Here is a 15,326-nt window from a genome sequence, read left to right as displayed (position 1 = left end):
GTGGGAGTGGGCTTGCCCGCGATGACGGGGGCACATTCAACATACATTTCGACTGTTATACCGCTTTCGCAGGCAAGCCAGCTCCCACAATTATTATCAGCGGCTTTTGGATTTCTTTACGTCCACCAGACGGCGCAGGTGACATGTCACTTCTTCGCGGTCGTGGTACAGCTGCTTGCAACCGATTTCCACCCGTATGCCACGCGCCTTGAAGCCCTCTTCGATGCGTTCGAGCAGGCGCTTCACTTCGGCGTAACGCTGCTTCATCGGCAACTTCAGGTTGACCACCGCCTCACGGCAATGCCCCTCGCCGATCCAGGTTTCCAGCAGCGCCGCGTTGCGCGCAGGCTTCTCGACGATATCGCAGACCATCCAGTCCACCGGCTGCTTGGGCACGAAGGTGAAGCCGTCAGCCATCAAGTGTTGCACCAGGCCGGTGTCCATCAGGCTTTCGGCCATGGGGCCGTTGTCGATGGCGGTGACCAGCATGCCACGGTTGACCAGTTGCCAGGTCCAACCGCCTGGCGCTGCGCCGAGGTCGACGCCGGTCATATCACCGTGCAGGCGCTCGTCCCACTGGTCACGGGGGATAAAGTGATGCCAGGCCTCTTCCAGCTTCAAGGTCGAGCGGCTGGGCGCGTCACGCGGGAACTTGAGGCGCGGGATGCCCATCGGCCACATTGCCGAGTTGTTCGACTCGGCCAGCCCCATGAACACTTCGCGGCCGCTCTTGAAGGTCAGTAACAGGCGCGGCTTGCTCGGGTCGTCCACCAGCTTGCCGGCGCCCAGCAGGGCTTTGCGCAGGTGCACTTCGAATTTTTTGCAAAAGTTGGAGAGTTCCTTGCCGTCATTGGTGTCGACCATTTCCAACCACAGGCTGCCGCACACCGGGAAGTCGCGCAGGTGGGTAAGGATCACGCTGATGCGGTCGGTTTCCGGCAGGTCGATAAACACCCCGCGTGCCCACTGCCTTGGGAAGATCAGCTCGGCGAAGCGCTGGCCGTGCATCAAGCGCTGGGCGCCGTCTTCTTCCGTGCAGACAAATTCGGCGCAGGCGCTGCCGGTCTTGGCCTTGGCGTAGCCGGACACGTTCAGGCGCGCGGCGTGTTCCGCGATCTCGGAACAGACTTCGCCTTCAAAACCCGGGCGGCAGTGCATAAAAAGGGTGTTCATCTACTCTCCTGGTGAATCAACTGACCTTGCGCTATCGCAATGCCTGTCATGAAAACGCGCGCATGATAGCCGAGTTCGGAACCTTGGGCTCGGCGATAGAGTCCAGTTATTAGCCTGCTAATGAAAACAGCGCTAACGTGTTAGCTCTGTTCGTCCCGCCAGGTCCGTGGCCGTGCGGACCATAAGGAGTCATGTAATGTCATCCCTTGATAGCCTGAGAACCCTTAAGACACTGCAAATAGACAGCAAGACCTACCACTACTTCAGCCTGCCCGAAGCCGCCAAGAGCCTGGGTGATCTGGACAAGCTGCCGATGTCGCTCAAGGTACTGCTGGAAAACCTGCTGCGCTGGGAAGATGCCAAGACCGTTACCGGCACCGACCTCAAAGCCATCGCCGCCTGGCTCAAAGAGCGCCAGTCGGACCGCGAGATTCAGTATCGCCCCGCCCGCGTGCTGATGCAGGACTTTACCGGGGTGCCCGCGGTGGTCGACCTGGCCGCCATGCGCGCCGCCGTGGCCAAGGCCGGCGGTGACCCGCAGCGCATCAACCCGCTGTCGCCGGTGGACCTGGTGATCGACCACTCGGTGATGGTCGACAAGTTCGGTACCACCAGCGCCTTTGAGCAGAACGTTGACATCGAAATGCAGCGCAACGGCGAACGCTACGCCTTCCTGCGCTGGGGCCAGAGCGCCTTTGACAACTTCAGCGTCGTGCCACCTGGCACCGGCATCTGTCACCAGGTGAACCTGGAATACCTGGGCCGCACCGTGTGGACCAAGGACGAAGACGGCCGCACGTACGCCTTCCCCGACACCCTGGTCGGCACCGACTCCCATACCACCATGATCAACGGCCTCGGCGTACTCGGCTGGGGCGTGGGTGGGATCGAAGCCGAAGCGGCCATGCTCGGCCAGCCGGTGTCGATGCTGATTCCGGAGGTCATCGGCTTCAAGCTCACCGGCAAGCTCAAGGAAGGCATCACCGCCACCGACCTGGTGCTCACCGTTACACAAATGCTGCGCAAGAAAGGCGTAGTGGGCAAGTTCGTCGAGTTCTACGGCGACGGCCTGGCCGACCTGCCCCTGGCCGACCGCGCCACCATCGCCAACATGGCGCCGGAGTACGGCGCTACCTGTGGCTTTTTCCCAGTGGATGAGGTGACGCTGGACTACCTGCGCCTGTCCGGCCGCCCGGCTGAGACGGTCAAACTGGTGGAGGCCTACACCAAGGCCCAGGGCCTGTGGCGCAACGCCGGCCAGGAACCGGTGTTCACCGACACCCTGGCCCTGGACATGGGCAGCGTCGAAGCCAGCCTCGCCGGGCCCAAGCGCCCCCAAGACCGGGTATCCCTGCCGAATGTCGGCCAAGCGTTCAGCGACTTCCTCGACCTGCAATTCAAACCCACCAGCAAGGAAGAAGGCCGCCTGGAAAGTGAAGGCGGTGGCGGCGTGGCCGTGGGCAACGCCGATCTGGTCGGTGAGGCCGATTATGAATACGAAGGCAACACCTATCGCCTGAAAAACGGCGCGGTGGTGATCGCCGCCATCACCTCCTGCACCAACACCTCCAACCCCAGCGTAATGATGGCGGCCGGGTTGGTGGCGAAAAAGGCCGTGGAAAAGGGCCTGACCCGCAAACCTTGGGTCAAGACCTCGCTGGCCCCAGGCTCCAAGGTGGTCACCGACTATTACAAGGCTGCGGGCCTCACCCAGTACCTCGACAAGCTCGGTTTTGACCTGGTGGGCTACGGCTGCACCACCTGTATCGGTAACTCCGGGCCGTTGCCCGAGCCTATCGAAAAAGCCATCCAGAAGGCCGACCTCGCCGTGGCCTCGGTGCTGTCGGGTAACCGCAACTTCGAAGGCCGCGTGCACCCGCTGGTGAAAACCAACTGGCTGGCCTCGCCGCCCCTGGTAGTCGCCTATGCGTTGGCCGGCACCGTGCGCATCGACATCAGCAGCGAACCGCTGGGTAACGATCAGAGCGGAAACCCGGTGTACCTGAAAGATATCTGGCCCAGCAGCCAGGAAATCGCCGAGGCGGTGGCCCAGGTCAGCACCAGCATGTTCCACAAGGAATACGCCGAGGTGTTCGCCGGTGACGAGCAATGGCAGGCGATTGAAGTGCCGCAGGCAGCGACCTACGTGTGGCAAAAGGACTCCACCTACATCCAGCACCCACCGTTCTTCGATGACATTGCCGGCCCGCTGCCGGTGATCAAGGACGTCAAGGGCGCCAACATCCTGGCCCTGCTCGGTGATTCGGTGACCACCGACCACATCTCCCCTGCCGGCAATATCAAGACCGACAGCCCGGCCGGACGCTACCTGCGCGAGCAAGGGGTGGAACCGCGTGACTTCAACTCCTACGGCTCGCGCCGGGGCAACCATGAAGTGATGATGCGTGGCACCTTTGCCAACATCCGTATCCGCAATGAAATGCTGGGCGGCGAGGAAGGCGGCAACACGCTGTATATCCCCACCGGGGAAAAAATGGCGATCTACGATGCATCCATGAAGTACCAGGCCTCAGGCACGCCGCTGGTGGTGATTGCCGGCCAGGAATACGGCACCGGTTCCAGCCGCGACTGGGCGGCCAAGGGTACCAACCTGCTGGGGGTCAAGGCGGTGATCGCCGAGAGTTTCGAGCGTATCCACCGCTCCAACCTGGTGGGCATGGGCGTGTTGCCGTTGCAGTTCAAGCTGGACCAGAACCGCAAGACGCTCAAGCTCACCGGCAAGGAGAAGATCGACATCCTCGGGCTGACCGATGCCGAGGTCGAACCGCGCATGAACCTGACGTTGATGATCACTCGGGAAGATGGCAGCAGCGAGAAGGTTGAGGTGCTGTGCCGGATTGATACCTTGAATGAAGTGGAGTACTTCAAAGCGGGTGGGATCTTGCACTACGTATTGCGGCAGTTGATCGCGTCATAAGCAACACTGCAAACCAATGTGGGAGGGGGCTTGCTCCCGATGGCGGTGTATCAGCTAGGCATTTGCTGACTGATCCACTGCTATCGGGAGCAAGCCCCCTCCCACATTTGGCTGCATTTCAAGTCAAGAAATCACAATCAGCCGAACAACCACTTCCAGAGCAATACCAAGACGACTACCGCCAGCACCGGCCGCGCAATGCGGTACGCCTTGGGATGCTTGCGCTTCCACTGCTTGACCTGGCCACTGAACTTGTCGCTGAAGGTCTTGCTCCAGGCATAGGCCTGGTTGATGCCGCCCACGCGTTCGTCGTCAAGGTTCTGCGGCGCAGTAGCACGGCCCAGTTGCTTGCTGACCCAGCGGTTGACGCGGGTCATCACACGGTTGCTCAACGGCCGTTCGATGTCGCAGAACAGGATCACGCGGGTCTGCTCGGTTTCGTTCTTCACCCAGTGCACGTAGGTTTCGTCGAACATCACGTCTTCACCGTCGCGCCAGGCGTAGACCTGGCCGTCGACGAAGATGCGGCAGTCGTCAGAGTTCGGCGTGGACAGCCCCAGGTGATAACGCAACGAACCGGCGAAGGGGTCGCGGTGCGGGTTCAGGTGGCTGCCGCCCGGCAACAGCGCGAACATCGCGCCCTTGACGTTGGGGATGCTGCTCACCAGTGCCACGGTTTTGGGGCACAGGGCCTCGGCCGATGGCAGGGGTTTGTCGTACCACTTGAGGTAGAAGCGCTTCCAGCCTTTCTTGAAGAACGAACCGAAACCGGCGTCGTTGTTCTTTTCGGCGGCGCGGATGTAGCCCTCGTCGAACAGGTGCATGGCCTCTTCGCGGATCACTTCCCAGTTGTCCTTGAGCACGTCCAGTTCCGGGAACTTGCTGCGGTCCAGGTACGGCTTGGACGGCACCGCGGAAAACAGGTACATCAAGGCGTTATACGGGGCGAACAGCGCCGAATGGTTGACGAACTGGCGCAGCATCGGCAAACGGGCCTTGCCACGCAGGTGCACATACAGCGTGCTGCCGATAAACAGCAGCAACACCGACAGTTTGGCGGCCAAAGAAAAGGTCATGCAGCAACTCCTGGAAATAAGCGCCTGGCCGGCAAACTTGCGTCAACGGGAAACCAGACGTAACAGCCGGCCATGATAAACACTTGAGCCATTATGCAGAAGGCCCACGCCGACCGGATGACTTACATCAACCTTGTGGGACCGCTTTGAAGATCAGGCCTGGTTTTCCTGGTCGGTAAACACATCGCTGAACAACATGCTCGACAGGTAGCGCTCGCCGGAGTCCGGCAAAATCACCACGATGGTCTTGCCTTGCATTTCCGGCTTCTCGGCCAGGCGTACTGCCACAGCCATGGCGGCACCGCAGGAGATACCGCACAAGATACCCTCTTCCTGCATCAGCCGCAGGGCCATGGCCTTGGACTCTTCGTCGGTCGCCAACTCCACGCGGTCGACCATCGACAGATCGAGGTTTTTTGGCACAAACCCGGCGCCGATACCCTGGATCTTGTGGGGGCTGGGCTTGATTTCTTCCCCCGCCAAGGCCTGGGTGATCACCGGGGAAACCATGGGTTCCACGGCCACCGACAGGATCGGCTTGCCCGCAGTGTTCTTGATATAGCGTGACACCCCGGTGATGGTGCCGCCGGTCCCCACGCCCGCCACCAGCACATCCACGGCGCCGTCGGTGTCGTTCCAGATTTCCGGGCCGGTGGTTTTCTCGTGGATCGCAGGGTTGGCCGGGTTTTCGAACTGGGCCGGCATAAAGTAGGTGGTCGGGTCGCCGGCGAGGATTTCACCGGCCTTTTCGATGGCGCCCTTCATGCCCTTGGCCGGCTCGGTCAGCACCAGCTCGGCGCCCAGGGCCTTGAGCACTTTGCGGCGCTCAAGGCTCATGGACGCCGGCATGGTCAGCAGCAATTTATAGCCACGGGCCGCCGCGACAAACGCCAGGCCGATACCGGTATTGCCGGAAGTCGGCTCGACAATGGTCATGCCTGGCTTGAGCTTGCCGCTGCTTTCGGCATCCCAGATCATGCTTGCGCCAATGCGGCACTTCACTGAATAACTCGGGTTACGCCCTTCGATCTTGGCCAGAATCGTCACGCCACGCGGTGCGATGCGGTTGATCTGAACCAGGGGCGTGTTACCGATGGAATGCGCGTTGTCTGCAAAGATACGGCTCATGAGGGATCCTGTTGGCGACTTTGAAGAAGGTCCCAAGGGTATGCCTCGTTCTCCAGGGCGTCCAGACGGGGGAACGTTGCGTTCATCAGAACAGTCAATCTCCTACAAGCAAGGAGAACTGCCCCATGAAACGTCGTTACAGTTGGCCGTTAGGGACAATCGCCGCTCTGGTGCTGGTCCTGATTGCCTTGAATATCGCGCTGCCCTACCTGGTGCGCAATTACCTGAACGAGAAACTCGCCAACATGGGCGATTACCGCGGCGAAATCGCCGATGTGGACCTGGCCCTGTGGCGCGGCGCCTACCGGATCAACGGCTTGCAAATCGTCAAGGTGGACGGCAAGGTCCCGGTGCCGTTCGTGAAGGCGCCGCTGATCGAGTTCGCCGTGAGCTGGCATTCACTCTGGTACGACCACGCCGTCGTGGCCGAGGGGCATTTTGTGCGTCCGCAGATCAACTTCGTCGATGGCGGTGCCAACAAGCAGGCGTCCCAGACGGGTAAAGGCACCGACTGGCAGGAACAACTGCGCAAGTTGCTGCCGATCACCCTCAATGAAGTGCGCATCGAAGACGGCGAGATTGCCTTCCATAACTTCAGCTCCAAGCCCCGGGTCAATATCAACGCCACTGGGGTCAACGCCAGCTTCTACAACCTGACCAATGTGGTGGATGTCAAAGGCAAGCGCGACGCCCGCTTCGAAGGCAAGGCACTGCTGCAAGGCCAGGCGCCGCTGGAGGCCAATGCCACCTTTGATCCGCTGAGCGATTTCGAAGAATTCGAGTTCCGCTTCCGCGCCCGCGACCTGCAACTCAAGCGCATGAACGACTTTGCATCGGCCTATGGCAAGTTCGACTTCAAGGCCGGCACGGGCGACGTGGTGATCGAAGCCCAGGCTGAAAATGGCCGACTCACCGGCTACATCAAGCCGCTGCTGCGTGACGTAGAGGTGTTTGACTGGCAACAAGACGTTGAAAACAAGGACAAGAATATCTTCCGCTCAATCTGGGAGGCCGTGGTCGGAGCCAGCGAGACGGTGCTGAAAAACCAGCGCAAAAACCAGTTCGCCACCCGTGTGGAGCTCAGCGGTAGCGTGCACCAGCAGAATGTCAGTGCGTTTTCTGCGGTGATCGCAATTCTGCGCAATGGGTTTATCCAGGCGTTCAATGCCCGGTATGAACAACCCAAGCCCAGCGCTGATTAACCCTGTGGGAGGGGGCTTGCTCCCGATAGCGGTGTGTCAGGTTTATATCTGTACCTGATCCACCGCTATCGGGAGCAAGCCCCCTCCCACATGTCCCTCATTGCTCAGGATATTGATGTGACCCGCCATTCAGAGACTGAATGCCCCGTCTGCGTTCACAGTCGCCGGGGCTGCGGGGTATAGTCGGGGCATTGATGAATCCGAGGAATGACCGATGAAGTTCGAAGGCACCCAGGCCTATGTGGCTACCGATGACCTGAAACTGGCCGTCAACGCCGCCATCACCCTGGAGCGGCCATTGCTGGTCAAGGGCGAACCGGGCACTGGCAAGACCATGCTTGCCGAGCAACTGGCCGAGTCCTTCGGCGCCAAGTTGATCACCTGGCACATCAAGTCCACCACCAAGGCGCATCAGGGCCTCTACGAGTACGACGCAGTGAGCCGCCTGCGCGATTCGCAACTGGGCGTGGACAAGGTTCACGACGTGCGCAATTATCTGAAAAAGGGCAAGCTCTGGGAAGCCTTCGAGTCCGAGGAGCGGGTGATCCTGCTGATCGACGAAATCGACAAGGCCGACATCGAGTTCCCCAACGACCTGTTGCAGGAACTCGACAAAATGGAGTTCTACGTCTACGAAATCGACGAGACCATCAAGGCCAGGAAGCGCCCGATCATCATCATTACCTCCAACAACGAAAAAGAGCTGCCGGATGCATTCCTGCGCCGCTGCTTCTTCCACTACATCGCCTTCCCCGACCGCACCACCCTGCAAAAAATCGTGGATGTGCACTACCCGGACATCAAGAAAGACCTGGTCAGCGAAGCGCTGGACGTGTTCTTCGATGTGCGCAAGGTTCCGGGCCTGAAGAAGAAGCCCTCCACGTCCGAACTGGTCGACTGGCTCAAGCTGCTGATGGCCGACAATATTGGCGAAGCGGTACTGCGCGAGCGTGACCCGACCAAGGCCATCCCACCGCTGGCCGGCGCTTTGGTGAAAAACGAGCAGGATGTGCAATTGCTGGAACGGCTGGCGTTCATGAGCCGCCGCGGTAATCGCTGATGCTGCTCAACCTGTTCAATGAAATGCGTGCGGCCAAGGTGCCGGTGTCGGTGCGCGAGCTGCTGGACCTGATCAACGCGCTGAAACAGCGCGTGACCTTCGCTGACATGGACGAGTTCTACTACTTGGCCCGGGCGATACTGGTCAAGGACGAACGGCATTTCGACAAGTTCGACCGTGCCTTCGGTGCCTATTTCAATGGCCTGGAAAAACTCGATGACCATTTGCAGGCGCTGATCCCCGAAGAGTGGCTGCGCAAGGAATTCGAACGTTCCCTGAGCGAAGAAGAACGCGCGCAGATCCAGTCCCTCGGCGGCCTCGACAAGCTGATCGAGGAATTCAAGAAGCGCCTGGAAGAACAGAAAGAACGCCATGCCGGCGGCAACAAATGGATCGGCACCGGCGGCACCAGCCCGTTCGGTTCCGGTGGCTACAACCCCGAAGGCATTCGTGTCGGTGACGCCGGCAAGCGCCAGGGCAAGGCGGTGAAAGTCTGGGATCAGCGCGAGTACAAAAACCTCGACGATCAGGTGGAACTGGGCACGCGCAACATCAAGATCGCCCTGCGCCGCCTGCGCAAGTTTGCACGTCAGGGTGCGGCCGAAGAGCTGGATATCGACGGCACCATCGACCACACCGCACGCGATGCCGGGCTGCTGAATATCCAGATGCGCCCCGAGCGGCGCAACACCATCAAGCTGTTGTTGCTGTTCGACATTGGTGGTTCGATGGATGCCCACGTGAAAATCTGCGAAGAGCTGTTCTCGGCGTGCAAGACCGAGTTCAAGCACCTGGAGTACTTCTACTTCCATAACTTTGTGTACGAGTCAGTGTGGAAGAACAACCAGCGTCGCACTTCGGAGCGCACGTCCACCCAGGACCTGCTGCACAAGTACGGCGCCGACTACAAAGTGATCTTCATTGGCGATGCGGCCATGGCGCCCTATGAAATCACCCAGGCTGGCGGCAGCGTCGAGCACTGGAATGAAGAACCGGGGTATGTGTGGATGCAGCGGTTCATGGCCAAGTACAAGAAGCTGATCTGGATTAACCCCTACCCGAAAGATACCTGGGGCTATACGGCCTCGACGGGGATTGTGCGGGAGTTGGTGGAGGACCAGATGTACCCGCTGACGCTGCGCGGGCTGGAAGAAGGTATGCGTTTTCTCTCGAAATAGGCGGTGTTTTGACCGGCCTCATCGCAGGCAAGCCAGCTCCCACATATTGACTGAATTTCAAGGTTGGAATGCATTCCTCTGTGGGAGCTGGCTTGCCTGCGATGCTTTTAGCGATCGGCAAACCGCTGCAAAAACTTGGTGTGCTGCCGATGCGCCGCCTCCTGCACCGCCGGTGCCAACCGCACCTTCTCCCCCGGCAAACACTGCGCCAGCCGCGCCAAGGATAGAGGCGTCAACGCGCCCAACCGCGGATAACCGCCGATCGTCTGCCGGTCATTGAGCAACACAATCGGCTGCCCATCCGGGGGCACCTGGATCGCGCCCAACGGAATCCCTTCGGAAATCAACGACGGCCCCTGGTACTGCAACGGCGTGCCGAGCAAGCGCATACCCATGCGGTCGGCGCGGCTGTCCAGCGCCCATTCGGTGTTGAAGGCGTCGAATAAGCTCTGCCCGCTGAACTGGCCGATCTGCGCGCCGATAATCACGTCCAGTGAGGCACCGGATTGCAACTCCGGCTTGGCCAGCACCTTCATTGCACCGCCCGTACCGGAATAAGCCAACCGCCCGCCTTCAGCCAATGCCTTGCCGAAACCGTCCACCCCGCCCAACGCTTCGCGCACGACCGTGGCACAACTGCCAAGTACAGCCGGGGCATCGAACCCACCGGGCGCCGCCAGATAAGCGCGTGCCCCATTGAACGGCTGGGTAAAGCGCAGTCGCTGGCCCTTTTGCAGGATAAAACTGCGACCGGGGCTAATGGCGCGCTCATCGATATAGGCGCCCAGGTCTGCACCGGCCAGTGCCAGCAGGCAATAATCCTCGGCCTGCACGGTGAAACCACCCAGGGTGATCTCCACCACCGGCGCACCCAGGGCATTGCCCAAGAGCCAGTTAGCCCAGGACATCGACACCCAGTCCAGTGCGCCGCCCTGGGTTACACCCAGGTGGCGCACGCCAAAACGCCCGGCGTCCTGCAACAGGCACAGCGGCGTGCTGGCCTCGATCATCAAGCGGCTCATTCCAGCGCCTCCAACGGCGTGTCATCGCCACCCAGGTTGACGAATTCGGTGTGGCTGACCGGGGCGAAGCGCACCGTGTCGCCGGGCTGCATCAGGCTGTAGCCGTCGCGCTCACGGTCGAAGAGTTTGGCCGGGGTGCGGCCGATCAGGTTCCAGCCGCCCGGGGACACCACCGGGTACGCAGCAGTTTGCCGTTCGGCAATGCCGACGCTGCCAGCAGCCACGCGTTTGCGCGGCGTGTTGAGGCGCGGTGTGGCGAGGCTTTCATCCACCAGGCCCATAAAGGCAAAACCCGGCGCGAAACCAAGGGCGAACACCTGGTATTCATGGGCGCTGTGGCGGCGGATCACGTCCTCTACCGTCAGCCCGCTGCGCTGGGACAACAGGGTCAACTCCGGGCCGACGCTCAGGTCGTACCACACCGGCAGCACGTGGCACTGGCCGCTGCCCTGGGCCTGGGGTTGCAGGTCCGTGAGCGCAAGGTCGATCAGCTCCCGAGCCTGTGTCGGGGTCAGCTCCCTGAGGTCGTAATGCACCATCAAGGTGGTGTAGGACGGCACCAGATCCACCAGCGCCGTGCCGAACTCTGCGCGCAAACGCTGCGTGGCAGCGAGCATCCACTGCATGTTGGCCTCGGCAATCACCTCAAACAGACGCACCATCAGGCAGTCGATGGCCACCACTTCAATGCGTGGCTTCATGCTGTATGCAACGCTTGGCGGATACGCTGCACCGCGGCCACCGAGCTGGCGTTGTCGCCATGCACGCACAAGGTATCGGCCTGCAAGGCCAACGGGCTGCCGTCGCTGGCGACCAATGCCGCGCCACGGGAAATGGTCAGGGCCTGCTGCACGATAGTGTCGCTGTCGTGGTGCACCGCGCCGGGCAACTGGCGGGAAACCAGATGGCCCTTGCTGTCGTAGGCGCGATCGGCAAAGGCTTCGAACCACAGGGTCACACCGTATTCGTCACCCACAGCTTGGGCGGCGCTGTTGTCACGGGTAGCCAGCAGCATCAGCGGCAGGTCGCCGTAGGCCGCCACGGCCTGGATCACCGCACGCAACTGCGCGGGGTTGGCCATCATGTCGTTGTACATCGCACCGTGGGGTTTCACGTAGCTGACGCGTCCGCCCTGGACCCGGCAGATGCCGTCCAGCGCGCCGATCTGGTAATGCAACAGGTCCTGGATTTCCTGCAGCGTGTAGTTCATTGACCGTCGGCCAAAGCCTTGCAGGTCTTGATAGGCCGGGTGAGCGCCCACTTGCACGCCATGCTTGAACGCCAGGCTGACGGTCTTGCGCATGATGCTCGGGTCGCCGGCATGGAAACCGCAGGCCACGTTGGCGCAATCAATGAACGGCATGACTTCGGCGTCCAGACCCATGGTCCAGTTGCCAAAGCTTTCGCCAATGTCGCAGTTCAGTAGCAGGCGGCTCACGGTGGTCGCTCCTGTAGGTTTTGTTTTTTTGTAGTGTGGGATTTATTACACAGAACTCGCAACTTGTCCTGGCACCCCAACGACGCTTATCGTGGAACGGCTCGATTTTTGGCGCTTGCCCGGTGCGACGTCCAACTAATAAAAACCGATCCATGCATAAGAAAAAGTTGATCCCATGAATTTGAAGTTCCTCGAAACCTTCGTCTGGGTGGCCAAGCTCAAGAGCTTTCGCCTGACTGCCGAGAAGCTGTTCACCACCCAGGCCTCGATTTCCAGCCGCATCGCCGTGCTTGAAAGCGAGCTGGGGGTGAAGCTGTTCCTGCGTGACTCCCGGGGCGTGAGCCTGACCCCGGAAGGCTTGAAGGTGCTCGATTATGCCGAGCAGATGATGGTGACCATGCAGGGTTTGAAACAGTCCCTGGAGACCACCAGCAGCAAGGTCGGGCGCATTCGGATCGGCGCGATGGACACGGTGATCCACACCTGGCTCAGCCCGCTGGTGGCAGAACTGATGAAGCTGTTCCCGCTGGTGGAAATCGAGCTGGTCGCCGATACCGCGCTGAACCTCAGCGATCAGTTGCAAAAAGGTTTTCTCGACCTGATCCTGCAAACTGACCTGCTGCGCCTGGAAACCGTGCGCAGCCTGGAACTGGCCAGCCATCCCATGGCCTGGATCGTCGCCAGCCACTCGATTTACAACCGTGACTACGCCTCCCTCGCCGAACTGGCTCAGGAGCGCATCATCACCTACTCGAAAAACTCCCACCCGCATCAGGACGTGCTGAGTCTGATGCAGGCCAACGGCGTGGCCGCGCCCAGAATGAACTGTGTGAACTCGGTGTCGGCGATTACGCGATTATTGCGTGACGGCTTCGGCATCGGTGCCCTGCCGCCGGTGCTGGTCAGTGAAGAGCTGGCGCGGGGGGAATTAGTGATGCTGCCGATGGCACAGCGCCTGCCGAACTTGCAGGTGGTGGTGTCATGGCGTGTGGGGGTGGAGTTGGTGGAGGAGATTGTGGGGTTGTGCCAGAAGGTGGTGGCGCGCTATGCCGAGGAAGTCGGTGCAGAACGCATGCAACTGCATAAACCCGATTAAAACTGTGGGAGCTGGCTTGCCTGCGATAGCGATGGGCCAACGCGCACATCTGTGACTGGACCACCGCTATCGCAGGCAAGCCAGCTCCCACATTGGACCGAGTCGGCCCTGACTTATAGGCCCTTCAAGTCCCGCTCTTCGATGGGCCGGCTCTGGCGCAAGCGCCGGCCACCCAGCACTACCCAGTCGATCAGGCGATACAGGCACTCGATGCCGAACGACAACAGCATCGCCCCGCCCAAGCCCCAGCCCATGGCTTCGGGCGTCAGCAGAATCTGGTAGCTGTAGCCATTCCAGGTTTCCAGGCGGATATCCGGGTCGGCGGCTACGGCCACTTGCAGGGCGCGGATGTACCACGGGCCTTGCATGGCCTGGAATTGCTTGTCCAACTCAAGCTGGCGATCAAGCATCGCGCCCAGGCTGCTGGCGTCGCTCTGGAAAACCGGGTCATCGCTGGCGCGGTAATGCGCCACCAGCGCTTGCATGTCCCCGTTGAAGAACTGCTGCGCGGTGGACTAAAAGCCGCGCAAGCCAGTCTGCGCCTCGATCAAGTGGGCTTCGACGCGCTTGGCGTAATCGTTGATAAACCCCGGCACTTGCACGCCGACCAACAAGCCAATGGCAAACAGCACCAACCGCAGATAGCTGAGCAACATGGTCGATTCCTTATTCGGTAACGCCCTGGCTGACGCATTCACCGCGTCGCCACAGGCTCCATTGGCCCGGTTCATAGCGGGTCCAGTTTTCGTTGTCGGTCAAAGGCTCGGTGGCGATGACGGTTACCACGTCATTGGGCGTCGTTTCGGCCTGAAAATCGACTATCACGTCGACATCTTTCAAGCGTGCGGGGCCAAACGGCGCGCGCCGGGTAATCTGCGCCAGTTTGGTCGAGCAGTAGCAAAACAGCCAGTCGCCGTCGCTGAGCAAGCAGTTGAACACGCCCTTGCTGCGGTATTCGGCGCAGGCGGCGATCAGGTCCGGCAGCACTTGCTCGATGTCCACAGGCTCAGGGAAGGCTTCGCGCACGCGGTTGAGCAGGTCACAGAAGGCCGCTTCGCTGTCGGTATCGCCGACCGGGCGGTAAAACGTGGCGCGCGGGTGGAAGTCGGCCAACTGGCCGTTATGGGCAAAACACCAGTTGCGGCCCCACAGCTCACGCACGAACGGATGGGTATTGGCCAGGCTGACCTTGCCCACATTGGCCTGGCGGATATGGCCGATCACCACTTCGCTCTTGATCGGATAGCGCTGCACCAACAGCGCCACTTCAGACTCACTGCTCGCGGCCGGGTCCTGGAACAGGCGCAGGCCACGGCCTTCATAGAAGGCGATGCCCCAACCGTCGCGGTGCGGGCCGGTACGCCCACCGCGCTGCATCAGCCCGGTAAAGCTGAACACGATATCGGTGGGGACGTTGGCACTCATGCCCAATAATTCACACATGCCAGGGCTCTCGCTGCAGGGGCAGTCTACGTTTAAAGGCGCGGCTCGACCCGCATACCACCAGCAGGCGCCGGGCGACGGAACGGTTCGTCGTCTTCCGGCTCGGCGGCCAAGGCGGCATCTGCAGCAGCCTTGCGCTCACGGCGAGCGCTGGCCGCGCGTTCGATGGGCCAGCGGATCAGCACAAACACGATGTACAGGGCAAACACGATCATCGTGTACATGAACAGATCGGAGATCGCCCGCCAGGCGTTGTTGCCGACCTTGAGCACCAGGTCCAGGGCGGTAATGGCCACGGCCGGCGCAAACTGGGTCTTGACCGGGTCGACGATGGTCGGGCTCAGTAACAGCACCGCCATCAGCAATTGCAGCGGCTCGCGCAGCCAGCGCCAGACCCAGCGGGTCATGCGCCACCACACTAACAGGCAGCCCAAAGCGGCGAAGGCGTAGAGGCCCCAAGCGGTCAGATAGTCGTTCTCGGTCATGGTGTCCATGGCAAGGCTGGCAAAGAGGCGGCTATGATAACGGCTTTTGCGTGTCGCGGCTGCAATGCCGGCCACCGTCCGCCAGAT

General features: G+C 60.9%; 13 protein-coding genes and 1 pseudogene. 5 read left to right on the top strand and 9 right to left on the bottom strand.

The features are described from left to right. Positions 1-96 precede the first annotated feature (96 nt). Entirely contained in the window at positions 97-1,173 is a 1,077-nt protein-coding gene (gene rlmM / locus E4P00_RS01590) for a 23S rRNA (cytidine(2498)-2'-O)-methyltransferase RlmM (protein WP_078820619.1), read from the bottom strand. Between the two features lie 196 nt (positions 1,174-1,369). Here rlmM and acnA point away from each other — a divergent pair, with 196 nt between their 5' ends. Next, on the top strand, positions 1,370-4,111 hold the full coding sequence (gene acnA, locus E4P00_RS01585) for an aconitate hydratase AcnA (protein WP_078820618.1): 2,742 nt from the start codon (positions 1,370-1,372) through the stop codon (positions 4,109-4,111). 137 nt (positions 4,112-4,248) lie between these two features. Here acnA and E4P00_RS01580 read toward each other — a convergent pair whose 3' ends face one another. Together E4P00_RS01580 and cysK are read right to left on the bottom strand one after the other, a co-directional pair. Continuing rightward, positions 4,249-5,187: an aspartyl/asparaginyl beta-hydroxylase domain-containing protein gene (locus E4P00_RS01580; RefSeq protein ID WP_032877227.1), complete on the bottom strand. Its 939-nt coding sequence runs from the start codon at positions 5,185-5,187 to the stop codon at positions 4,249-4,251. Between the two features lie 153 nt (positions 5,188-5,340). After that, positions 5,341-6,315 carry a cysteine synthase A gene (cysK, locus tag E4P00_RS01575; RefSeq protein WP_032877228.1) on the bottom strand — a complete coding sequence of 325 codons (975 nt, stop codon included), beginning with the start codon at positions 6,313-6,315 and terminating at the stop codon, positions 5,341-5,343. Positions 6,316-6,440: 125 nt separating this feature from the next. Here cysK and E4P00_RS01570 point away from each other — a divergent pair, with 125 nt between their 5' ends. The 3 genes from E4P00_RS01570 to E4P00_RS01560 all read left to right on the top strand — a co-directional run bounded on the left by E4P00_RS01570 (position 6,441) and on the right by E4P00_RS01560 (position 9,755). After that, positions 6,441-7,517: a DUF748 domain-containing protein gene (locus E4P00_RS01570; RefSeq protein WP_043046513.1), complete on the top strand. Its 1,077-nt coding sequence runs from the start codon at positions 6,441-6,443 to the stop codon at positions 7,515-7,517. Positions 7,518-7,731: 214 nt separating this feature from the next. Beyond that, a complete protein-coding gene (locus tag E4P00_RS01565; protein ID WP_025858471.1) occupies positions 7,732-8,577 on the top strand; it encodes a MoxR family ATPase in 846 nt (281 codons plus the stop codon). Then, positions 8,577-9,755 (top strand): VWA domain-containing protein, encoded by a 1,179-nt coding sequence (locus tag E4P00_RS01560; RefSeq protein WP_078820616.1) that lies wholly within the window; start codon positions 8,577-8,579, stop codon positions 9,753-9,755. The genes E4P00_RS01565 and E4P00_RS01560 overlap by 1 nt, the downstream gene beginning before the upstream one ends. Before the next feature lie 107 nt (positions 9,756-9,862). Here the strand turns inward: E4P00_RS01560 and E4P00_RS01555 are convergent, their stop codons facing one another. The 3 genes from E4P00_RS01555 to E4P00_RS01545 are packed head-to-tail and all read right to left on the bottom strand — an operon-like array spanning position 9,863 to position 12,215. Continuing rightward, complete coding sequence (locus E4P00_RS01555) at positions 9,863-10,777, bottom strand: biotin-dependent carboxyltransferase family protein (RefSeq protein ID WP_248130545.1); 915 nt, start codon at positions 10,775-10,777, stop codon at positions 9,863-9,865. Then, positions 10,774-11,478, bottom strand: coding sequence for a 5-oxoprolinase subunit PxpB (gene pxpB / locus E4P00_RS01550; protein ID WP_248130544.1), 705 nt, complete (start codon positions 11,476-11,478; stop codon positions 10,774-10,776). The genes E4P00_RS01555 and pxpB overlap by 4 nt, the downstream gene beginning before the upstream one ends. After that, the gene (locus E4P00_RS01545; RefSeq protein ID WP_248130543.1) at positions 11,475-12,215 is read right to left on the bottom strand and encodes a 5-oxoprolinase subunit PxpA; all 741 of its coding nucleotides are present in this window, start codon (positions 12,213-12,215) and stop codon (positions 11,475-11,477) included. Before E4P00_RS01545 ends, pxpB begins: the two co-directional genes overlap by 4 nt. Before the next feature lie 175 nt (positions 12,216-12,390). Here E4P00_RS01545 and E4P00_RS01540 point away from each other — a divergent pair, with 175 nt between their 5' ends. Beyond that, a complete protein-coding gene (locus tag E4P00_RS01540; RefSeq protein WP_005786115.1) occupies positions 12,391-13,311 on the top strand; it encodes a LysR family transcriptional regulator in 921 nt (306 codons plus the stop codon). Between the two features lie 113 nt (positions 13,312-13,424). Here the strand turns inward: E4P00_RS01540 and E4P00_RS01535 are convergent. From E4P00_RS01535 to E4P00_RS01525, 3 genes and pseudogenes are all read right to left on the bottom strand, one after another. After that, a pseudogene (locus E4P00_RS01535) lies at positions 13,425-13,967 on the bottom strand (DUF2937 family protein). A 10-nt stretch (positions 13,968-13,977) separates the two neighbouring features. Then, the gene (locus E4P00_RS01530; RefSeq protein WP_032877233.1) at positions 13,978-14,754 is read right to left on the bottom strand and encodes a class II glutamine amidotransferase; all 777 of its coding nucleotides are present in this window, start codon (positions 14,752-14,754) and stop codon (positions 13,978-13,980) included. Positions 14,755-14,786: 32 nt separating this feature from the next. After that, positions 14,787-15,314, bottom strand: a complete 528-nt coding sequence (locus E4P00_RS01525; protein WP_032877234.1) for an MFS transporter — start codon at positions 15,312-15,314, stop codon at positions 14,787-14,789. Positions 15,315-15,326 lie beyond the last annotated feature (12 nt).

It is taken from the genome of Pseudomonas sp. B329, from assembly GCF_023127835.1.
Classification (GTDB): domain Bacteria; phylum Pseudomonadota; class Gammaproteobacteria; order Pseudomonadales; family Pseudomonadaceae; genus Aquipseudomonas; species Aquipseudomonas synxantha_A.
This window is presented reverse-complemented; position numbering and strand designations above follow the sequence as displayed.